The organism is Lysobacter enzymogenes (assembly GCF_900106525.1).
Taxonomy (GTDB): Bacteria; Pseudomonadota; Gammaproteobacteria; order Xanthomonadales; family Xanthomonadaceae; genus Lysobacter; species Lysobacter enzymogenes.
On record NZ_FNOG01000005.1, the window covers coordinates 365,701 to 387,275 of the forward strand.

At 70.0% G+C, this 21,575-nt stretch carries 17 protein-coding genes; 5 read left to right on the top strand and 12 right to left on the bottom strand.

All coding sequences use genetic code 11. The features are described from left to right. Positions 1 to 350: 350 nt before the first annotated feature. Positions 351 to 659 carry a hypothetical protein gene (locus BLU84_RS26570; protein ID WP_139175010.1) on the top strand — a complete coding sequence of 103 codons (309 nt, stop codon included), beginning with the start codon at positions 351 to 353 and terminating at the stop codon, positions 657 to 659. Between the two features lie 349 nt (positions 660 to 1,008). Here the strand turns inward: BLU84_RS26570 and BLU84_RS14515 are convergent, their stop codons facing one another. Together BLU84_RS14515 and BLU84_RS14520 are read right to left on the bottom strand one after the other, a co-directional pair. Then, the gene (locus BLU84_RS14515; RefSeq protein WP_074868444.1) at positions 1,009 to 3,876 is read right to left on the bottom strand and encodes a type 2 lanthipeptide synthetase LanM family protein; all 2,868 of its coding nucleotides are present in this window, start codon (positions 3,874 to 3,876) and stop codon (positions 1,009 to 1,011) included. Between the two features lie 170 nt (positions 3,877 to 4,046). Then, positions 4,047 to 4,232: a DUF6229 family protein gene (locus BLU84_RS14520; RefSeq protein ID WP_074868447.1), complete on the bottom strand. Its 186-nt coding sequence runs from the start codon at positions 4,230 to 4,232 to the stop codon at positions 4,047 to 4,049. 491 nt (positions 4,233 to 4,723) lie between these two features. On the opposite strand from BLU84_RS14520, the gene BLU84_RS14525 reads away from it, so the two are divergent. Continuing rightward, complete coding sequence (locus tag BLU84_RS14525; protein ID WP_074868449.1) at positions 4,724 to 5,500, top strand: thioesterase family protein; 777 nt, start codon at positions 4,724 to 4,726, stop codon at positions 5,498 to 5,500. A 78-nt stretch (positions 5,501 to 5,578) separates the two neighbouring features. On the opposite strand, the gene BLU84_RS14530 is transcribed toward BLU84_RS14525, so the two are convergent. Beyond that, on the bottom strand, positions 5,579 to 5,791 hold the full coding sequence (locus BLU84_RS14530) for a DUF6289 family protein (RefSeq protein WP_074868451.1): 213 nt from the start codon (positions 5,789 to 5,791) through the stop codon (positions 5,579 to 5,581). Positions 5,792 to 6,104: 313 nt separating this feature from the next. Here BLU84_RS14530 and BLU84_RS14535 point away from each other — a divergent pair, with 313 nt between their 5' ends. Further along, on the top strand, positions 6,105 to 6,473 hold the full coding sequence (locus tag BLU84_RS14535; protein ID WP_074868455.1) for an antibiotic biosynthesis monooxygenase: 369 nt from the start codon (positions 6,105 to 6,107) through the stop codon (positions 6,471 to 6,473). 45 nt (positions 6,474 to 6,518) lie between these two features. On the opposite strand, the gene BLU84_RS14540 is transcribed toward BLU84_RS14535, so the two are convergent. From BLU84_RS14540 to BLU84_RS14555, 4 genes are all read right to left on the bottom strand, one after another. Next, the gene (locus BLU84_RS14540; RefSeq protein WP_083382659.1) at positions 6,519 to 9,806 is read right to left on the bottom strand and encodes an efflux RND transporter permease subunit; all 3,288 of its coding nucleotides are present in this window, start codon (positions 9,804 to 9,806) and stop codon (positions 6,519 to 6,521) included. Then, positions 9,803 to 13,021 carry an efflux RND transporter permease subunit gene (locus BLU84_RS14545; RefSeq protein WP_074868991.1) on the bottom strand — a complete coding sequence of 1,073 codons (3,219 nt, stop codon included), beginning with the start codon at positions 13,019 to 13,021 and terminating at the stop codon, positions 9,803 to 9,805. The genes BLU84_RS14540 and BLU84_RS14545 overlap by 4 nt, the downstream gene beginning before the upstream one ends. A gap of 28 nt (positions 13,022 to 13,049) precedes the next feature. After that, positions 13,050 to 14,324, bottom strand: coding sequence for an efflux RND transporter periplasmic adaptor subunit (locus BLU84_RS14550; RefSeq protein ID WP_083382599.1), 1,275 nt, complete (start codon positions 14,322 to 14,324; stop codon positions 13,050 to 13,052). 372 nt (positions 14,325 to 14,696) lie between these two features. Beyond that, a complete protein-coding gene (locus tag BLU84_RS14555) occupies positions 14,697 to 14,954 on the bottom strand; it encodes a DUF2789 domain-containing protein (protein WP_074868463.1) in 258 nt (85 codons plus the stop codon). A 209-nt stretch (positions 14,955 to 15,163) separates the two neighbouring features. On the opposite strand from BLU84_RS14555, the gene BLU84_RS14560 reads away from it, so the two are divergent. Then, positions 15,164 to 15,787, top strand: coding sequence for a biliverdin-producing heme oxygenase (locus tag BLU84_RS14560; RefSeq protein WP_074868467.1), 624 nt, complete (start codon positions 15,164 to 15,166; stop codon positions 15,785 to 15,787). Between the two features lie 55 nt (positions 15,788 to 15,842). After that, positions 15,843 to 16,217: a YbaN family protein gene (locus tag BLU84_RS14565; protein ID WP_074868471.1), complete on the top strand. Its 375-nt coding sequence runs from the start codon at positions 15,843 to 15,845 to the stop codon at positions 16,215 to 16,217. A 73-nt stretch (positions 16,218 to 16,290) separates the two neighbouring features. Here the strand turns inward: BLU84_RS14565 and BLU84_RS14570 are convergent, their stop codons facing one another. The 5 genes from BLU84_RS14570 to BLU84_RS14590 form a co-directional block, all read right to left on the bottom strand. After that, positions 16,291 to 17,235, bottom strand: coding sequence for an XVIPCD domain-containing protein (locus BLU84_RS14570; protein WP_074868474.1), 945 nt, complete (start codon positions 17,233 to 17,235; stop codon positions 16,291 to 16,293). Positions 17,236 to 17,250: 15 nt separating this feature from the next. Next, positions 17,251 to 17,544 carry a DUF6393 family protein gene (locus tag BLU84_RS14575; protein ID WP_074868477.1) on the bottom strand — a complete coding sequence of 98 codons (294 nt, stop codon included), beginning with the start codon at positions 17,542 to 17,544 and terminating at the stop codon, positions 17,251 to 17,253. Between the two features lie 294 nt (positions 17,545 to 17,838). After that, positions 17,839 to 18,822 (bottom strand): MBL fold metallo-hydrolase, encoded by a 984-nt coding sequence (locus BLU84_RS14580; RefSeq protein ID WP_074868480.1) that lies wholly within the window; start codon positions 18,820 to 18,822, stop codon positions 17,839 to 17,841. A gap of 109 nt (positions 18,823 to 18,931) precedes the next feature. Continuing rightward, positions 18,932 to 19,939, bottom strand: a complete 1,008-nt coding sequence (locus BLU84_RS14585; RefSeq protein ID WP_074868483.1) for an alpha/beta hydrolase — start codon at positions 19,937 to 19,939, stop codon at positions 18,932 to 18,934. A gap of 4 nt (positions 19,940 to 19,943) precedes the next feature. Further along, positions 19,944 to 21,563 (bottom strand): PepSY-associated TM helix domain-containing protein, encoded by a 1,620-nt coding sequence (locus BLU84_RS14590; protein WP_074868487.1) that lies wholly within the window; start codon positions 21,561 to 21,563, stop codon positions 19,944 to 19,946. Positions 21,564 to 21,575 lie beyond the last annotated feature (12 nt).

Here is a 21,575-nt window from a genome sequence, read left to right on the forward strand (position 1 = left end):
TCAACAGTACATGACAGTGTCTTGTGCATAGAGCATGCGGATGCTGGCGATCGGTCCGTGATGAATCCGCGCTTGAGCGCGGCGCGCATGAAAACAACCGGTGGCTTCAGCCGAAGCGGCCCGGAAGATGAGACGTCTATCTAAGGTGCTTGTTATGACGGCGGGAACGCATTACCGAGAGTACGTATGAGGCGGGGGCGCGATGACGAATTCCCCGATCGAAGGACGCATTTCTATGCGGAACGTTGCGCGCTTCGGAATTAAATATAAAGCGATGGCATCGACTGTTGTGTGATGTCTCTCTGGTTTGGTTGTTCCATCCGATTTGCTCGTGTGATTTCGGTCAAGGAGTGAATGAAGTTCTTTTGGATCTTCGAACGAATGCTCGCTCGCGCTCGTCGCATGAATTGCGAAACGACAATAAGCGCACATCGATGCCGGCGAAAAAACCGGCTTTTCCTCGGGGAAAACCGCCATTCGCGCGAAGCCTGTCTGCGCGCAGAAAAACATCGAATGATGTTTGTCATGTTGCGAAAGTGTTTCGCGACGACGTCAACCAACCGCTTCATCGTGCAGTAATGAATCAAATGAACGAGCGCGCGCGGCGCGCTGTCGATAACCTGTCGCCGGAATCGATTGGCGATATTTTCGTCAACTGACGTTTGTCACTCGCAGCCCGATCCGCGCAGCGCATCGCGATACCGCGTGGCGTTCGTTTATCGATGTGGAAATTTGTTTTCGGTTTTACTGCGGGCTCGCGGATCTGCGACGCAGTTCCTTTCCGTCGCGCGCGGATGCGTGCGGGTCGCGCCGAAGCGCCTCATATCTACTGTCGCGTGCTATACGCACGCGCACGCGCGGCCGGCCGCGTTGCGCGCGGCGCCGTTTTGGTCCGAGTTTCGAATCGTCGTAGCGCTTCGCGGCCACGGCCGCGAGCGCAGCGAGGCGAGCCGCCGTCGCTGCGTCTGAGGCTTGGGTTTGCCAGTCGGCGCCGCAACGGGCGCCGGCCTAGGTCAAGGCCAGCGCCTGCGCATCGTCCTGCATCCGCGCGCGCAGCGCCGGCTGGCGCCGGCACTCGAGCAACAGCGGCGAAGCCAGATCGCACTGCGGATGCATGCGGATCAGCCCGTGCACCGCGCCGGCCAGGCCGGTCATCAGCCCCGGCGTGAACGCCTTGCGGGTGACGCCGCCGACGATGCCGTGCTCCTCGATCCCCGACACCACCTCCATCGTGGCCGCCTCGCGCTCGCCGGCGCAGCCCTGCGGATCCAGCGCGGCCGCGCGCACCAGCAATTCCCATTGCGAGAAATCGCCGTGGCACAAGGTGTGGGTGAGGCCCCACTGCCCGCGCGTCAACGCCACCGCGCGGCGCAGGTCGCGCAAGGCGCCGGCGTCGCCGTCGCGCGCGTACAGGTCGGCCGCGGCCAGGCCGATGCCGACGCCGCCGTTGCACCAGGTCGGGAAATTGACGCTGTCGACCATGCGCACGTCGTGCCAGTTGCCGCTGGCCGGATCGAACAGCGAATCCTGGAACGCGAACGCGGCCGCGGCCAGTTCGCGCCAGCGCTTGCGGTCGTCCTCGCTGCCGGCCTGGCTGCGCGCCAGCCGCGCCAGCGCCCAGCCCATGCCGAAGCCGCCGTGGCCGAAGCCGCCGATCGGGTCGGGAAACGCCGGCGACAGCCAGTACGCGCCGCGTTCGTCGCGGTGCGCGGTCGCTTCCAGCCGCCGCGCCGCGTCCGCGGCCAGCGCCAGCCAGCGCGGATCGGCGTCGGCGCGGGCCAGTTCCAGCAGCGGCACGATCGCGCCGGCGCTGCCGCCGGTGATGTCGAGGAAGGGTTCTTCGGCGAAGCCCACGCGTTCGAGCTGCTGCGCGCAGGCGCGCGCGTCGTCGAGCAATTGCGGCCGGCCGAGCAGATCGTGCAGGACCAGCCAGGCCCAGATCCGGCTGCCGTCGCCGTTGAAACCGCCGACCACCGCCGAGGCTTCGACCTGGGTCTGCCGCCGCATCGCCAGCAGCGCGCCTTCCAGCGCGTCGTCGACGCCGTCGACCGGGTCCGCGCGGCCGTGCTCGGTCTCGTGGCGATAACCGGCCAGCGCCACCGCCACGCCGCCGAGGCCGAAGTAAGCGTCGGCGCCGAGCGGCTGCACATGCCAGCCGTCGCCGCCGAAACTCTCCGGCGAAATCCAGGTGGTCGAGCCGTCGTCCGCGCGCACCGACAGCCGCAGCAGGCGCTGCACGGTGTCGGCGGCGAGCGCGCGCCGGCGCTGGTCGAGGCGTTCGCGATGCGGCTGGCGGGCGTAGTGCGAACGGCTGTCGCGCTCGCTCGGCCCGTCGGTTTCGTTGTTGAGCTGGGTGACCACCAGCGAGCTGCGCACGATCATTTCCTCCAGCTCGATGCGCATGCCGCGCCACTCTTCGACCGTGGCCTGGATGCGCTGCGCGCTGAGCGGTTCGACGAAGGCCGGAATATCGCCGTAGCGCAGGTCGTCGATCTCGACCGCGATCTGCTCGGGCGACGGCGCCTGCGCCGACGGGCTGCGCGCGAACAGCGCGTGCGCACGCTCGATCGCCTTGTCTTCTTCGTGCAGCGAGGCCGGATGCCAGAGCATGCGGCCGACCTCGACATAGGCCTGGGTGGTGCGGCGCACATCGCGCGCGCGGCAGCCTTCGAACGCGGCCAGCAGCGGCGCCAGCGCGCCGTCGGCGTCGAGCGCGCGCAGGTGGCGCGAGGCGTCGAGGAAGCCGTCGCTGATCTGGTCCCAATAGCGCGAGACCTCGGGCTTGGGGCTGGGATGGTTCTGCGAGGCCGACAGTTCGGCCTCGACCATCTCGACCCGGGCCTGGGTGGTGCCGTCGTCGACGATCACCGGCACCTGCAGCTGCGGCTGCTCGCCCGGCAGCGAGCCGGCCGCGGACAGATCGGCGCGGCCGAAGCCCAGCACCGGCGAACGGAACGGCACGATGCCGGTGCGCAGCACCGAGTTCTGGATCAGTTCCTGGGCCAGGTCGTAAGCCGGGCCGTAGCGCGAGGGCGCGGCCGGACGCTGCGGCGCGAACAGGCTTTCGACATCGACCACATACGGCACCGGCCCGGCCGCGACCAGGTTTTCCAGATGGATGTCGGTGCCGCCGAGCAGGCGCAGCACCGCCAGCCAATGGCCGAGGCGGCGATAGAACTCGCGCAGTTGCTCGTCGCCGTCGCAATAGCGGTGTTCGACGAACGCGGCCCAGCCGTAATCGCCGCGGTCGAGCACCTGCGGCACGCGGATGCGTTCGTCCGCACCGAACACCTGGGCGAGGAAGCCGTCCAGCGCCGCGTCGATGCGCAGCGAGCGCGGCTTGTACATCAGCTTGCCGCCCGCGAACCCGACCCGGGCGACGGTCTGGCCGCCATCGTGCAGGTCGCCCTCGCCCAGGCCGATGCTGAGCAAGCGGCCGAGCGGGCGGCCTGTCCACTGCGAGAGCTGCGCGCGGTCGGCGGCGATGCGCGCGACCAGGGTCTGGATGGCCGCGCTCTGCTGGTCCAGCGCGCGCTGCAACCGCGGCAGCAGCGGCGGATAGCGGCGCTGCAAGTGGGCGGCGAATTCAGGGCTCTGCGCGGCCTCGACGAAGCGGGCGAAACGCTGCGCATCGTCGCCTTCGCCGAGTTCGCCGCTGTGGCGGGCGGCGTGCAGTTCCAGCACCAGCACGCGATTGAGCTTGAGCCGCGCATTGGCGTACAGCGCCTGCGCGGCGGTGGCGCGGATCAAGGCGGATTCTTCGGCGTCCCAGTCCTGGGCCGCGGCGGCCAGGCGCGCGGCGAAAGCCGCGTCGGCGCCGGCGGTGAAGCGATCGATGATCGGGCCGAAGCCCTCGTCCATGCGGCTTGCGGCCATCGTGTGCGACCTCGGTACGGGCTGGGTGCGATTGAGAGAAAGATGCGGCGGCCGCAAGAGCGGCGCGGCAAAGCTACGCAGGCGCTGGCGGCTGCGCAGGCGGTTTCATCGGGGATTGCGGCGGGCGGCGATGGGCCCGAGCGGGCCGCGCCGCCCGCCGCGAGGCGGCATTACATGCAGCAGATGCAACGGCCGCTAGGACAGGTCGATACCGACGTGGAGTGGGTGATGGGCGCCCTCATCGCGTCTTCGACCGCGTTCTCGCCTTCCAGGAACAGCGGGCCGGCCGGATTGTCGAAACCGGCGACGTTGCCGGTACCGGTGAGCCAGCCTTTGATCAGATCGTTGTCTTGCATTGAGAATCCTCCCTGACTACTGGATGTCGCCCAGCAAACGGCCGTTCCCTGTTTCGAAATCCCGCCGCACCCGGGCACCGATTTCTACTGCTTTGGCTTGTACTGCATGGTCGTCCGCCGCAGCGAATCTAGATCGGCGACGCAACGCCGGAACGACCACCGCCGCACTCTAGGCAGTGGCTCGATCAACTGTCAAATCCACGTAACCTGCGCACGCAGACGGCTTTGCGCGGCGGCGTGCGCGAAGGCGAGCCGCAGCCTTACGGGGCGCGCGTTGCGCGGGATTGTCCGGCTATGCGCAGCCGCAGTTCGCTTCGCTGCCGCCGTACGCCGGCGCGAGGCCACGTGCGCGATGCGGCATCGCACCACACTGCCCGCCTCGCGCGGTTGGCGATATCCTCGCCGTTGCGGCGATGCGCGGCGTCGCGCCTGCGCGTCGCCGATGCCGCCCCGTTACCGATGCCGATGCCGACCCTCCCTGGAGCTTCGCGATGTCCTCGTTCGCCCGCTTGATCGAAGAGTTCGACCCCGCTGCCGGGATCCTGCCGCCGCCGCACTGGTTCCAGGGGCGCACGGTCTACGGCGGCCTGACCGCGGCGCTGGCGCTGCAGGCCGCGATCGGCAGCGCGCCTGCGGGCCTGCCGCCGCTGCGCGCAGCGCAAGTCGCCTTCGTCGGCCCGGCCTCCGGCGCGCTGCGCTTCCGGCCGCGCCTGCTGCGCCAGGGCAAATCCTCGCTGTCGATCGATGTCGACGCCGACAGCGACGGCGACCCCGCGCTGCGCGCGCTGTTCGTGTTCGCCGCCGCGCGCGCCAGCCGCATCGCCCACGATTTTTCCCAGCGCCCGCAAGTGCGGCCGGCCGGCAAATGCCCGCGCCTGCCGATGCACGAACTGGCGCCGCGCTTTCTCGGCAACTTCGACGTGCGCCTGGCCGGCGGATCGGCGCCGGTGTCGGGCGCGGCGAACCCGGAGTTCATCGCCTGGGTGCGGCATCTGGACGACGAAGGCGTAGCGCCGGCCGTGGCCCTGGTCGCGCTGGCCGACGCGCTGCCGCCGGCGGCGCTGGCGAGCTTCACCGAAATGGCGCCGGTCAGCTCGATTACCTGGAGCCTGGACTTGTTCGACCCGCCGGCCGGCCGCGGCTGGTTCCTGCTGCGCTCTTTCGGCCAGCAGGCCGCGCACGGTTATTCGTTGCAGGACATGGAAATCTGGGACGAATCCGGGCGGCGGGTGCTGGCCGGCCGGCAATCGGTGGCGCTGTACCAATAACGCCGCGAGCGTGGACGAAAACGACGCGGCCGCCCGGATCGCCCGGGCGGCCGCGTCGGTGGCGAACGAATGCGCGGCTTAGATGACGCAGCCGGCGACCACCTTGTACTTCTTGGTCACCGTGCCATAACCGGTGTCGCCGCAGCTGGCCGGCTGGCGCACGCCGACCGTGTCGCCGGCGTCGTTGTAGTAGATCGTCGAGCAGAAGCAACCCTGCGATTGGGTGGCGGCGCCGGTGCTGGCGGATGCGGCCAGCAGGACGCCCAACGCGATCAGCTTGATGCGGTGCATCGAATCTCTCCTTCGACAGGTGCGCGGCGCTACTGCCGCGGACGCACCATACACCCGGCGATTCGCAGCGCCTGAAACATGCCGGCGCGAAGTGTGTCGAGCTTCCCATGCGCGCAGCGCGGCGCAGATGAACTGTGAGCGGCATCGTGAATATACGTCTCGGTGCGGTTGCGCGCGGCGCGCCTCAGGCGCTCGCCTGCGCGGTGCTTTGGCCGCGGCGCCCGATCCGCCATCGCACAGCGCCGGCGTATAGTGCTTCGCGCCACGCCGCGCGAACGCGCGAGCCGCGCCCTATCCCACTGCGAGCGCCATCATGCCGCCGAACGACCGCGACAACGTCCGACTCGTCGAAGTCCGCACCTACCAGCTCAAGCCCGGCCACGGCGAACGCTTCGTCGCGGCGATGGCGGACGCGCTGCCGATGGTGCGCGCCAGCGGCATGGACGTGGTCGCCTTCGTCCGCTCCGAGCACGAGCACGAAAGCTACTGCCTGATCCGCGCCTACGCCGACCGCGAGCAACTGGTCGCGCAGCAGGATGCGTTCTACGGCTCCGACGCTTGGCGACAAGGCCCGCGCCAGGCCTTGGTCGATTGCCTGCAGGACTACCTCAACACCTTGCTGTGGCTGTCGCCGCAAAGCATCGAGGACTTGCGTTCGCGCAATCACCTGGAAAACGACTGATCCGACAACTTCGGCGGCCGGCCCCTGCCTGCCGCCGTTCGCAGCTCAGGCCCGCCGCCACGGCCGCAGGCGCGCGAACCAGCGCCGTCCCTGCGGCGCCGCCCCGCTCTCGCGCCGCGCCCGCTTCGCCGCCTTGCGTTCGGCGCGATCGTGCAGCCAAAGGTAGATCGCCGGCGTGCTCAACAACGTCAGCAACTGCGAAACCAGCAACCCGCCGAGGATCGCGATGCCCAGCGGCTGGCGCATTTCCGAGCCCACGCCGAAGCCGATCGCCAGCGGCAGCGCCGCGCCCATCGCCGCCAGCGTGGTCATCACGATCGGACGGAAGCGCACCAGCGCCGCCTCGGTGATCGCCTCGACCGGGTTCATGCCGCGCTCGCGCTCGGCGACCAGGGCGAAGTCGACCATCATGATCGCGTTCTTCTTGACGATGCCGATCAGCATCAGCACCGCGATCACCGACATCAAGGTCAGCTGGGTCTGGGTCACCAGCATCGCCAGGAACGCGCCCATGCCGGCCGCCGGCAGGGTCGAGAGGATCACCAGCGGGTGGAACAGGCTGTTGTAGAGCATGCCCAGCAGCACGTACATCAACACGATCACGCTGACCAGCATCAGCGCCGCGCCGCCGGCGGCTTCCATCAGTTGCTGGTTGCTGCCCGAATATTCCTTCTGCACGCCCGGCGGCAGCGGCGTGCGGCCGATCAGTTGGTCGACCGCGCGGATGCCGTCGACCTGGCTCACCCCGGGCTTGAGGTTGTAGCTGATCGTCGCCGATTCGAGCTGGTTGTAGTGCGAGACCTTTGTCGGCGTGATCGCCGGGGCGATGGTGGCGATGGCCGACAGCGGCACCATCTCGCCCTGGCCGGTGCGCAGGTAGGTGTCGAGCAGTTGCTCCGGGCCCGAGTTGCGCGCGCGCGCCGAGGTCAGCACCACCCGGTACTGGTTGATGTCCGAATAGATCAGCGACACCGGGCGCTGGCCGAAGGCGTTGTACAGCGCGTCGTCGACGTCGGCCACCGACAGGCCCAGGCGCGCGGCGGCTTCGCGGTCGACAGTGATCGCCTGCTGCTTGCCGACGCTGTCGAAGCTGGTGCCGACGTCGCGCAGCTGCGGCAGCGCGCGCAGGCGCTGGGCCAGGCGCAGGGTCACGTCCTGCAGGCTGCTGCCGCTGGAGCTGGTCAGTTGCAGCTTGTACTTGCCGCCGCTGCCGCCGCCGCGTTCGCCGCCGCCGAAGAACTGCACCGAGTTCAGCACCACCTCGACATCGGCCAGCGGCTTGTACTGCTTGTTGAGCCGGTCCACCACTTCGGCCGTAGTGGCCTTGCGCTCGCGCAGCGGGCGCAGGTCGACGAACAGGCTGGCGGTGCCGCTTTCGCCCGCGCCCAGGTCGCCGCCGCCGAGGATGGTGGTGACGTTGGCCACCGCCGGGTCGGCGCGCAAGGTGGTCGCGACTTCGCGCACGCGCCGAGCGAACAGTTCGGGGGCGACGTTGGCGTCGGTGCGCACGCTCACGTCCATCATGCCCAGGTCTTCGTCCGGCATGACCGAGCCGCCGGCGGTCATCGCCACCGCCGCGGCCAGCGCGCCGGTCAGCACGATCAGGCTCAACGGCTGCCAGCGCATCAGCCGGCGGTGATGCATCGACCACACCAGCATGCGCCGGTACAGCTCCAGCGCGGCGTCGTCCCAACGGTGCAGGCGGCGCTCCAGGCGGGCGAAGAAGCCGGGGGCGTCGGCGGCCGGCGCCGGGTCGTGGCGCAGGTATTTGCCGCACAACGCCGGCGTCACCGTCAGCGACACCACCGCGCTGACCACGATCGCCACCACCAAGGTCACCGCGAACTCGCGCACCAGGGTCACGAACATGTTGTTGCCGAACACCATCGGCGCGAACACCGCCACCAGCGACAAGGTGATCGAGACCACGGTGAAGCCGATCTCGCGGGTGCCGTTGAGCGACGCCTCCAGCGGCTTCTGCCCGAACTCCATGTGCCGCACCACGTTCTCGATCACCACGATGGCGTCATCGACGACGAAGCCGATCGCCAGCACCAGCGCGATCAGCGAGAAGGTGTTGAGCGAGAAATCCATGAAGTACATGGCGATGAACGCGCCGGCCAGCGACAGCGGCACGCTGGCCATGGCGATCAGGGTCGGGCCGATCCGGCGCAGGAACAGCAGCATCACCATCGCCACCATCACCACGCTCAGCATCAGGGTGAACTCGACCTCGTGCAGGGCCGACTTGGTGGTTTCGGTGAGGTCGAAGATCGGATGGATGCCGACGTCGGCCGGAACGATCCGGCTCAGGCCCGGCAGCGCCGCGCGGATCGCCTCCACCGTCGCCACCGCGTTGGCGTCGGGGCGCTTGCTGATCTGCAGCACCACCGCGCGCTCGCCGTTGAACGAGGCGCTCTGGTGCTCGTCCTCCTGGCCGTCGAACACCCGCGCCACGTCCGCCAGCCGCACCGGCGCGCGGTCGCGCACGGCGATCACCAGCCCGGCGAAATCGGTGGCGCGGTGCAGCGAGGCGGTGGTGGTCAGCAGCAGGCGCTGCGGCCCGTCGCGCACTTCGCCCAGCGCCGAGGTGACGTTGGCGGCGGTCAGCGCGTTCTGCACTTCGTTGGCGGTCAGGCCCTTGGCGGCCAGGGCGCGGTCGTCGAGTTCCACCCGCACCGCGCGCGGCGAGCCGCCGGACAACTGCACCGTCGCCACGCCCGACACTCGCGCGATCACCGGCTTGGCCAGGTTGTCGGCGACTTCGAACAGCTGATCGGCGGACAAGGTGCTGGAGGTCATCGTCACCAGCAGCACCGGCAGCTGCGAGGTGTCGAACTTGAAGTATTGCGGCGGCGACGGCATGCCCGCGGGCAGGTCGGACATCGAGGCGTTGATCGCCGCCTGCACGTCGCGCGCGGCCGAGTCGGCGTTGATGCCGAACTCGAACAGGATCTGCACCTGGGCGCTGTTCTCGTTGGCGGTGCCGGAGATGTCCTTGACCCCGGGGATGCGGCCCAGGTGGCGCTCCAGCGGCGTCATCACCGTCGCCGCCATCGTCTGCGCGTTGGCGCCGGGCATCTGCGCGAACACCACCACCGCCGGGAAATCCAGCGCCGGCAGCGCGGCCACGCCGAGCATGACGAACGACCACAGCCCGGCCAGGATCAGGCCCAGCCCCATCAGCGAGGCGCCGATCGGGCGGCGGATGACCGGCGCGAACAGGTTCCAGCCGCTGCCTTCGCGCTCTCCGGCGTTGCCGTCCGCGCCCTCGCCGCCTACGCCCTCGCCAGACACGCCCTCGCCAGACACGCCCCCGCCGGCCGCGCTCATGCCGGCGCCACCGCGCGGCGGGCCTCGCGCGCTTCGCGCCGGCGCCGCAGCCATTCCTGATAGCGCTCCATGTACAGGTAGATCACCGGCGTGGTGTACAGCGTCACCAACTGCGACAGCAGCAGGCCGCCGACGATCGACAGGCCCAGGGGCCGGCGCAGCTCCGAGCCGATGCCGGTGCCCAGCGCCAGCGGCAGCGCGCCCAGCAGCGCGGCCAGGGTGGTCATCATGATCGGGCGGAAACGCAGCAGGCAGGCGCGGCGGATCGCCTCGTGCGCGCTGGCGCCGGCGCGCTGCGCCTCGATCGCGAAGTCGACCATCATGATGCCGTTCTTCTTGACGATGCCGATCAGCAGCACGATGCCGACGATGCCGTCCACCGACAGGCTCAGCCCGCACACCATCAGCGCCAGCAGCGCGCCGACGCCGGCCGGCGGCAGGGTCGAGATGATCGTGATCGGATGGATGTAGCTCTCGTACAGCACGCCCAGCACGATGTAGATCACCACCAGCGAGGCCAGCAGCAGCCACACCACGTCGGTCTGGCTGCCGGTGAACTCGGCCGCCTTGCCGACGAACTGGCCGCGCACCTGCAGCGGCAGGTCGAGCTGCGCGCGGGCGCGCTCGATCGCTTCGACCGCCTGCGACAGCGAATAGCCGGGCGCGACGTTGAACAGGATCGTCGCCGCCGGCAGCTGCTGCTGATGGCTGACCACCAGCGGGGTGTTGACGACCTTGGCCTCGACCAGGGTCGACAGCGGAATGATCCCCGCCGCGCCGACCCGGATGCCGGTGTCGCGGTTGCCGATGCCGGTGGCGGTGGCCGAGTTGCTGGAGGCAAGCTGGCCGAACGCGGTGGCGTTGCTGCCGGTCAGCGCGCCGGAGCCGTTCGAGGCCACCGCCAGCTGTTCCAGCAGCGCGTCCTTGGTGCGGAACTGCGGCGCCACTTCCAGCACCACGCGGTATTGGTTGATCTCGGTGAAGATGGTCGAGATCTGGCGCTGGCCGAAGGCGTCGTAAAGGGTGTCGTCGATGGACTGCATCGGCACCCCGAGCACGCTGGCCTTGTCGCGGTCGACGCTCAGCTGCAGGGCGCGGCCTTGACTGGACAGATTGTTGTCGACGTCGACCAGTTCCGGCAGCTCGCGCAGCGCCTGGGTCATGCGCTCGGCCTGCTCGGCGACCTGGGCCGGATCCACGCCGGACAGCGAGTACTGGTATTCGGTAGCGGCCACCCGGGTGTCGAGGGTCACGTCCTGCACCGGCTTGAGGTACAGCGCCACGCCGGGAATGCCGGCGGCGGCTTTCTGCAGGCGCGGCAGGATCTCGTCGAGGCCGTCGCGATCGCCGCGCGGCTTGAGCACGATCGACAGCTGGCCCTGGTTCAAGGTCGGGTTCATGCTGCCGGCGCCGATGAAGGCCGACACGCCGGTCACGTCCGGATCGTGGCGCAGCGCCTCGGCCACTGCCAGGGTGCGCTGCTGCATCTGCGGGAACGCCACGCTCTGGTCGGCCTGGACCACGCCGGTGATCAGGCCGGTGTCCTGTTCGGGCAGCAGGCCCTTGGGAATGGCGATGTACAACACCACGGTCAGCGCCACCGCCGCCGCGGCCACCGCCAGGGTCAGCGCCTGCCGCGCCAGCACCCAGTCCAGGCTGCGTTCGTACAGGCCGACCGTGCGCGCCCACAGCGTGCGCTTGCCGTCGCCGCGCTCGTGCGCGTCTTCGCTCTCCGGCAGCGCGTCGGGCTTGAGCAGATAGGCGCACATCATCGGCGTCAGCGTCAGCGACACCAGCATCGACAGCACCACCGCCGTGCTCAGCACCCAGGCGAATTCGTGGAACAGGCGGCCGGTGACGCCGGGCATCAGCAGCAGCGGCAGGAACACCGCCACCAGCGACACGGTCAGCGACAGCACAGTGAAGCCGATCTGGCGCGCGCCGATCTCGGCCGCTTCCTTGCCGCTCTTGCCCTGCTCGATGTAGCGCACGATGTTCTCGATCATCACGATCGCATCGTCGACCACGAAGCCGGTGGCCACCACCAGCGCCATCAGCGACAGGTTGTCCAGCGACATGCCGGCGAAGGCCATCACCGCGAAGGTGCCGGCCAGCGACAGCGGCACCGCCACCGACGGGATCACCGTCGCCCACAGCCGGCGCAGGAACACGAAGATCACCGCCACCACCAAGCCGATGGTCAGCAGCAGGGTGAACTGCACCTCGTGCACCGAGGCGCGGATGGTTTCGGTGCGGTCGGAGAAGATGTCCAGATGCACGTCGGCCGGCAGCACGCTGCGCAGCTGCGGCAGCAGGTTGCGGATGGCGGCCACGGTCTGGACGATGTTGGCGCCGGGCTGGCGCCGCACTTCCAGCAGCACCGCCGCCTTGCCGTCGGCCCAGGCCGCGAGCTGGTCGTTCTCGATGCCGTCGATGACCTCGGCCACGTCCGACAGCCGCACCGGCGCGCCGTTCTTGTAGCTGACGATGGTCTGGCGGTATTCGGCGGCGTTGGCGAGCTGGTCGTTGGTGCCGATGCTGTAGGACTGGGTGGCGCCGTTCAGCGAGCCCTTGGGCGCGTTGACGTTGGCGCGGGTCAGCGCGGCGCGCAGGTCTTCCAGGGTCATGCCCATGTTCGACAGCTGCGCCGGGTTGACCTGGATGCGCACCGCCGGGCGCACGTTGCCGGCGATCGACACCAGGCCCACGCCCTTCACCTGGGCCAGGCGCTGGGCCAGGATCGAGTCGGCGTAGTTGTTGACCTCGCGCAGCGGCCGCGTGTCGGAGGTCAGCTTGAGGGTCAGGATGGCCGCGTCGGCCGGGTTCACCCGGTTGTACACCGGCTGGTACGGCAGCGACTGCGGCAAGGTGGCCTGGCGGATCGCCGCCTGCACGTCCTGGGCGGCGATGTCGATGTCGCGGTCCATCGCGAACTGCAGGGTGATCGTCGACAGGCCGGCCGACGAATCGGAGGTCATCAGCTCCAGTCCGGAGATCTGCCCGAACTGGCGCTCCAGCGGCGTGGTCACCAGCGCCGCCATGGTGGTGGCGTTGGCGCCGGGGTACTGGGTGGTCACCACCAGGCTGGGCGCGTCGATTTCCGGCAGCGCCGCCACCGGCAACTGGCGGTAGCCGAGGATGCCTAGCAACAACAGGCCCGCCATCAGCAGCGCAGTGGCCACCGGGCGGCGGATGAACAACGTCGAGAAGCCCACGTGCGGATCCTTGCGGAGGCGCCGGCGCTCAGCGCGCGGCGGCCGGCGCCGGCGTGGCGGCGGCGGTTTGAGCGGCGGGCGCAGCGGCGGCGGACTTCGCATCCGTGGCCGGCTTGGTTACGGCCGGCTTGGCAGCGCCCGGCTTGGTCGCGGCGGGCGCCGGACGGCCGGCCTGCTCCGGCGCGAGCGCGGTGACCTTGCTGCCGGGCTTGAGCCGGAACTGGCCTTCGGTCACCACCCGCTCGCCGGCCTTGAGGCCCGAGGCGATCAGGATCCGGTTGTCGTCGGCTTCCACGCCGGTCTTGACCGGACGTATCGCCACCGTGCTGTCGGCCTGCACGACGTAGACGTATTCGCTGTCGGTGCCGCGCATCACCGCCTGCACCGGCACCACCACGCCGCTTTCGATCGTGCGCAGGCGCAGGCGCACGTTGACGAACTGGCCCGGCCACAGCGCGTTGTCGGTGTTGTCGAACACGGCGCGGGCACGGAAGGTGCCGCTGTCGGCGCTGATCTGGTTGTCGACCACGTCGAGCTTGCCGTCGGCGGTGAGCGGATGGGCGTCGTTGCGGTCCAGCGCGCCGACCATCACCGGCCCGGCGCGCTGCGCCTCGCGCACGCCCTGCAACTGGCGCTCGGGCAGATTGAACAGCACGTGGATGGGATGCACCTGGGTCAGGGTGACCAGCGCGGTGCCGGCGTTGAGCACGTTGCCGACATCGACGCTGCGCAGGCCGGCGATGCCGGAAATCGGCGCGGTGACGCGGGTGTATTGCAGTTGCACCTGGGCCGAGCGCATCGCCGCATCGTTGGCGGCGACCGCGCTTTCGAGCTGGGCGACCTGGTTGCGCTGGGTGTCCAGGTCGGTCTTGGACACGTACTGGCGGTACTCCGGCGCGTTGGAGCGCTGGTAGTTGGAGCGCGCGGTCGCCAGCTGCGCCTGGTTCTGGCGCTTGGACGCGGAGGCCTGGTCGTAGCTGGCCTGCGCGGTGCGCGGGTCGATCCGCGCCAGCAGGTCGCCCTGCTTCACTTCCTGGCCTTCGCGGAAATCGATGCTGAGCAGTTCGCCGCCGATCTGCGGCGCCACCGTCACCTTGTTGAGCGCGTTGACCGTGCCCAGCGCGCTTACGAACACCGGCACGGCCTGGGAGCCTGCGGCGACAACGGTGACCGGGACCGGCGCATCAGCGCCGTCGGCTTCGCCGTCCTTGCGGCCCTTGCCGCGTCCGAATATCGCTGCCGCCAGGGCCAGCACGACGAGCGCTGCGAGCACCCACACCACCACCTTTACCCAACTGCGCATCCGGTCGGTTCCCTCAGACGAAAATGTGCCGATCACTTCGATTGTCCGTGCGAATGCTTGCCCGGTCGCCTGCGCGACGAGCTGCGCGACGACCCGCACGGCGGCGAACGCGTCGGCCGCCGGCCATCATAGCCGCGGCGCAAGACAGCATGACGCGCTGCGGCATCGGCGAGCGGGCCGGAAGTCCATTGCGCCGTTAGCTCGGTCCGCAACCGCGGGTGACGTCGCTCACGCTTCGCAATCCCAGCGCGCAACGGTTCATTATCGCCGCCGCCGCGCGGGCGCCGCTGTTGCATCGATGTAACGGCGATGGCGCTCGTGTGACCGCCGGTGACGCCGGCTTTGCCGAATACGGCCGCACGGCCGCAGCGCTCAAGCGCGGCCGGCCCGCGCCAGCGCGTCTTCGTGCAGCGATTCGTTGAGCTGATCGACCACGATGGCCCAGGCCGCGTCGGCGTAGAGCTGCTCGCTCAGCAACTGGCGCTGGGCGTCGTTCCAATACGGCGCCTCGGCCAGCGCCACGCCGGCCGGCAACTGGTGATCGCGGATGAAGGCGCCGATCGCGTCCTCGCCGGCGTCCAGGCCCAGTTGCAGGAACAGATTGGTCATGCGCGGTTCGCTGGTGTTCATGGCGTCGGTCCTGGCTTGAGGTTTGCGCGTGGCCGGGCGGTCGCGAAGAGCGGCCGCAGATCGCGCCGGCCGCGCGGACGCTGGTGCCACGCGGGTTTGCCCGATCGGCCGGCGCGCGCGGCGCGGGTTGGGAAGGCCGGCACGGCGGACGTCCTTCATATAATCACACCCTGCCCCGCGCGGCGCCCGCCGCCGCGCCGACCGAGCGCATGAACGCACCCGAGCCCACTCCCTCGCCCAGCGACACCCCGACCGCCACCGCGGCCGGCCCCGACACCCGCAGCGCGCGCCTCAAGGCCGCGACCCGCGCCACCCACGAGCGGCTCGACCAGCGCATCATGGCCGGCGATATTTTCGCCAGCCGCGAACGCTTCGCCCGCTTCCTGCGCGTGCAGTACCGCTTCCACCGCGATGTCGACGCGCTCTACGCCGATCCCGGGCTGGACGCGCTGCTGCCCGGCCTGGCCGCGCGCCAGCGGCTGGCGCAGATCGCCCGCGACCTCGACGACCTCGGCCAAACGCTGCCGTCGGCGTGCGCGCCGGCCGCGCAGGCGCTGCCGCTGGCGCAAGCGCTGGGTTGGCTGTACGTGGCCGAAGGCTCCAACCTCGGCGGCAGCGTGCTGTACAAGCTGGCCGCGCGGCTCGGCCTGGACCGCGGCTTCGGCGCGCGCCATCTGGCCGCGCACCCCGACGGCGTGGCCCGGCATTGGCGCCGCTTCACCGCCGCGCTCGACGGCGCCGCGCTCAGCGCCGCGCAGGAAGCCGACGTGGTCGCCGGCGCCGAAGCGGCGTTCCGCCGCGTGCGTGGCCATGTCGAGGAAGAGTTCGCATGAGCGTGGGCGGCCGCGCCGAGGCAGTGCTCGCTGTCGCCCACCGGAGCCCGCGCTGATGCGCTGGCTGTGGTTCGCCCTGGGCTGGCTGATGCTCGCGCTCGGCGCGATCGGCGCGCTGCTGCCGGTGATGCCGACCACGATCTTCCTGATCCTCGCCGTCGCCTGCTTCGCGCGCAGTTCGCCGCGGCTGGAACAGCGCCTGCTCGCGCATCCGCGTTACGGCCCGACGCTGCGGCTGTGGCGCGAACAGGGCGCGATCTCGCGCCGCGGCAAGCTGCTGGCCGGCGCCGGCATGGCCGCCGGCTTCGCGATGTTCTGGTGGGGCGCGCATCCCTCGTGGAAGCTCGCGCTCGGCGTCGGCCTGGTGTTCGCAGCCAGCGCCGCGTATGTGCTGTCGCGGCCCGCGCCGCGCGCGCAGCCGTTGGCGTAGCGGCCCGCACCGCGCCGGCGGCGCCGATGCGATGCGGGCCTGCAACGCGGCGCCGACGGCGCCGCGCTGCGGATCAACGCGACAGCGAACCGCGGCTGGGCGCTTCCTGTTCGCCCTGCGCCTGCTGCTGGGCCGGTTCCGGCGCCCGCGCCTGCTGCTCTTTCTGCTGCCGGGTAGCGGTTTCCAGCTTTTCCAGATTCGCCTGCAGCGGCTGCTGCGCCGCTTCGCCGCGGTCGACGTGGGCGCGCAGCAGGTCGGCCTCGTTGCCCGGGTTCTTCCAGGTCGCGAACACGTTGCCGTTGGTCTGGCTCGGCACGACTTCCTGGATCTCCGGCAACCCAGCCTTGCGCGCCTGCAGCGCCAACGCACCGGCGACGCGTTCCTTGTCCTGCTGGTTGTCGTAGACGCCGGCGTTCGGGCCGATCTTGTCCAGGCCGGTCAGCGCCTGCTGGAACATCGGATCGGCGCGCAGCTGGCCTTCGCGCTGCGGATCGGGCTTGGCGTCGCTGGCGCTGAAGGTGCGGCCGGAATTGCCCAGGCCCGGCTCGCTGGGCTTGATCGACTCGTCCAGCGCGCGGCCCGAGGCCGGCGCCCAATGGCCGAAGAAGCCGTCCTGGGTCGGCTCCTTCAACTTGGCGTCGCGCAGCACGCTGTCGGCCAGGGTGTTGGAGTTCTGCACCTGCGGGTCGTAGGGGTATTTATCGCTCTTGCTCTGCGCGTCGGCGACCATCTTGTCCCAGGTCTTGGACAGGTCCGGGCCGGTGACGATCTCCTCGCGATACTGCTTCTGGCCCTTGGCGTTGAGGTTGTCGGGATGGTCCGGATTGGTGCTGTCGTAGGGCAGATTGCTCTCCACGTGCATCCGCCCGTACGGCAGCCCGGGCTTTTCCTCGCCGGTCCAACCGCTGATGGTGTGCTGCTCGCCGTTCTTGTCGGTGTAGAGCAGGAACTTGTGGTGATAGTCCTTGCCCGCGACCGAGCCGATGTTGCGGTAGCCGACTTCGATTTTCTCGTCCATGTGCGGCCGGTTCCCTTACTGGTTCTTGAGGTGGACGGCGGCGACCTTGACCAGCTTGCCGGCGGCGTCGAAGGAGAAGGTCATCACCACCGAACGCGCGTCCGGGTCGAGCATGGCCTGGCCCTTGTTGTCGCGCACCACCAGCTCGGCGGCGCTGTCCTCGACGATCTTGGCGCCGGGCGCGGCCTTGAACTGCGCTTCCACCGCGGCCTTGTCGGTGCCCAGCGGAATATGCCGCAGCACGATCTCGCTGACGTCGAGCTGTTCGAACCGCACCGGCTTTCGAGACGAATAGATTTCTTCCAGCATCGGTCCCACTCCTGTTTTCATGGTTTCATCCCGGGTCGACACGCTAGTTTGCGCGCCCGCCGTCGCGCACGACGAGAGCGGCAAGACTGCGGCGGCCAGCAACGCGGCGGCGAATGCCGCGGGCATCGCCGCGGCGGTGAATCGGCTGCGTGCTTGGGTCCGTGTTCGGGTCATCCTGCTTTCTCCTGGCGCGTCGGCCCCGCGGGGGCCGACGACGGTGCGCGGCGTCCAGTATCGCCGCCGCGAAGCGATTTGCGCAGGCCCGCTAGCCGAACTGCGGGCGGCGATCCCGGTTCAGACGTCCGGCACCCAGACGAAATGGTCGCCCTCGGCCTTGACCCGGCCCAGCCCCGGAAACGGGAAATGCACCGCGTAAACATGCACTTTTCCGTCGGCGGCGCGCTTGAGCAGGGCGCGGCGGCTGGCCTCGGCCTTGGGTGCGTCGCGGTCGAACTGGATCGTCCATTCCGGGTGCTGCACCGAAACGATCGAACTGTGCGCTGCGTCGCCGATATACAGCAGGCGATCGTCGCCGGAGGAAATCTCGTAGGCGCTGTGGCCCGGGGTATGGCCTTCGATCGCCACCGCCTTGACCGTGCCCGGCACCAGTTCGGCGTTCGGCGCGAAGGCCTGCACCTTCGGCGCGATCGCCGCGACCAGCTTGGCGCTGTCTTTGTCGGCCTGCAGCGCAGCCCACTCCGGCGCCGACAGGTGGATCGCGGCGTTGGCGAAGGCCAGCGCGCCGGCCGGCGTCAGCAGGCCGCCGATGTGGTCGGGATGGGCGTGGGAAATGAAGATGTCGGTGACCTGGTCCGGGGTCGTGCCGCTGGCCGTCAGCGCGGCCGGCAAGCGGCCGGCGCGGGCGAAGGAGGCGTTGCCGGCGCCGGTGTCGAACAGCAACACCCGCTCGCCGCTGCGCACCAACAGCGGCTGGATGCTCAGGTGCACGACGTCGGTGGGCTGGCCGTTGGCGCTGAGCAGGACCGCCACATCAGCGGGCGGACGGCCGACGCCGAAGGTCTTGCCGTCGTTGGCGACGTCGATGTCGCCGTCCTTGACCGCCGCGGCGGCGAGCTTGCCGATGCTGAAAGCGAAGAATTGCGGCGCCTGGGCCGGGTCTGCGGGCGCGGGTTCGGCCGGCTTGGCGGTTTCGGCCGCGGCGGGCTGGGCAGCAGGCGCGGCGGCCGATGCGGCGTCGGCCGGCGGGCGCGAACAAGCCGCGAGCGCTGCGCTGGCCAGCACGGCGGCGATGAGCACGGAAAGCGAATGGCGGGTCATGGGGATTCCAATGGGGGAGCCGGAAGCCGCGCAAGCGCGAGCGGCCGCCTGCGGGTCCGGCGAGCTTATGCCTGCGCGTGGGCACCAACAAGCCGGCCTGCGCCGCGCTTCAGCGTTCCATCGGCGCGGCCGATTCGCCGCTTTCGGCCGCGCAGGCTTGCGCCGGATCGGCCGCCAACGCCAGCGCCGCCGCGCGCACCGAGGCGCGCAGCATCGGGCCGTGGCCGAGTTCGGCGAACTCGCGATAACACGCCGTCACCCCGGGCTTGGCCTGCAATCGCGAAGCCAGTTGCCGGGCGGCGTCGGCCGGCACTGCGGCGATGCGCGCGCGCTGCGCGGCGGCGCGCGCCTCGTCGCCTGGTTTGGCCGGCGCGCGCGCCTCGCGTTCGCGTCCGCCCTGCAGGATCGTCACCTGCGCGGGCCGCCGCAACGGTTCGCGCAGGAAGCGCTGCTCGGGTTCGCCCAGCTCGCGCCCGCCGTCCCACCATAGCGACGGGCTGGCGGAAAACCACTGCACGAACGCATCGCCGCGGGTGTAGAGCAGGTCCAGCACGAACAGTCCGCCGAGCGAATGGCCCCACAGCGCCTCATGCGAGCGGTCGATGCGCGCGCGCCGCCGCACTTGCGGCTGGATGCGTTCGACCAGGACGCGGGCGAAGGCCTCGGCGCCGCCGCCGCGCGGGCCGGCGCCGGCCGGGTCTTCGACCGCGCTTGGCGTGTAGTCGCGGGTGCGCGCGGCGCTGTCGATGCGCAGGTCGTTGTCGTAGCCGACGAAGGCCAGCACCGGCGCCCGGCCGCGCGCCAGTTGTGCGAGCAGTTCGGCGTCGAACTCCATCAGCGCGGCGTTGCCGTCGAGCAGGTACAGCGCGGCGAAGCCGTGCGTGGGCGCACGCTGGCGCGGGATGCCGAGGCGGACCCGCCAGCGCTGCCGGCCGTCGGCCGAACTCACCACGAAGCTGTCGAAGCGGTAATGCGGCGACGGCGCATCGGCCACGGTCGTGCCGGTGCGTTGATTCGGATCGGGCTGCGTGAACGTAGGCGCGGCGAACGCGCACAGCGCGAACGCGGCCGCGAAAGCCAGCATGCGCAAGCGCGCAACCTTGGGTTGGTTCGACATCTGATCAGGCCTGTGCATGCTGCACCTCTTCCGAGCGCACCGCCGCGGTCCCCGCCCCGCCCGCCGCCCACACGCTGTCGGCGTGTCCGCGCGCCATGCGCCGGCGCGTGCGCAGCGCGATCAGCGCGAACGCCGGCACCGCGGCCAACGCCGCGACATCGACGACCGCGCCCATGCCGCCGTGATTCCACGCCCCGCCCAGGCCCCACACGCCGGCCAGGCTCGACAGCGGAATCGCCAGGGTCAGCGCTGCGCACAGCCACGCCAGTTCGACCGCGCCGCGCGCCGCGCCGCGCACGCAGGCCCAGCCGAGCGCGGCGACGAACACCGCGTAGTAGATGCCCTGGTGCCACTCGGCCAGGTCGTCGACCCGCGCCGGCAGCCACTTGGTCGCCGCCAGCGTCGCCGAGATGCCGGCCACGCACCCTAGGCTCACGCCGATGGTGAGACACGACAAGGCGCGCGCCGCGCGGGTCTGGGTCGCGCCGCCCTGGCCGCGGTCTTTCTTGCGCCGCGATTCGATCCACAACAGGTTGCCGGTATAGAACAGCGCCGCGCCGGCCAGGCCGAGCAGCAGATACATCCAGCGCACCGTGTTGCCGCCGAAGCTGCCGAAGTGAAGCATGAAGAAGGTATTGACCGCCGCATCCCAGCCGCCCTGGTGGCCGGGCAGATCGTGCGGATCGACCGTGCCGGTGTACGGATCCAGATGGCTCGAAGCGTAGGTGCGCGCGCGGGTGCCGTAGCGCGTATCCAGGCCGGTGACGGTGGCCTGCAATACCCCGTCGCGCTGTTCGAATTCGAAGCCGAACACGCGAAAACCCGGCAGTTGCCGTTCGACCCGGCGCAGCAGTTCGGCGGCCGGCAACGGCGCGGCGCCCGGCGCCGGCGCGGCGGAGCCCTCCGCGCTGCCCCATTGGATGCCTTGCGCGTAGACTGCCTTGTCCTGCGCGTCGTAGAACTCGTCGTGGAAAGCGAACACCACGCAGGTCAAGGCCATGATCAGATGGAACGGCAGGCTGACGATGCCCAGCGCGTTGTGCACGTCCAGCCACAATCGCTTGATGTTCTTGCCGATGCGCAGCGCGAACAGATCCTTGGCCAGGGTCGGCAGCACCACGATCAGGCCGGAGACCAGGGCCAGCGCATACAGCAGCGATACCGCGCCCATCAGCCAGCGCGCCAGCGGATCGGCGAACGGCAGGCCGACGCGCTGGTGCAAGGTGTCGATCCACTGCGCGACGGGCGCCTTGCTCAGGCGCTGGGTCTGCAGTTCGCCGCCGGGGCCGAAGCTGGCGCCGTGCTCGACGAACTCGCGGCGCTTGGCGCCGGGCTCGCGCCACACCACCCGCGCCGGCAGGTCGGCCGAGGTCTCCACCATCAGCAGATAGCGCCGCGCCGCCTGCGGATGCGCGGCGATCGTCGCCTGCAGCAACTCCTCGGCGCGCTCCAGCGGCACCGGCGGCGTCAAGGCCGCGGGCGGCGTCGCCCAGCGCTCCAGCGGCTTTTCGAACATGGTGATGGCGCCGGCGTAGAAGGCCACGAACAGCATCAGCCCGGCCACGATGCCGGCCCAGATGTGCACGTCCTTGTAGACCTTGACGATATCGCTGCGGATCTTCATCGCCCGTCCCTG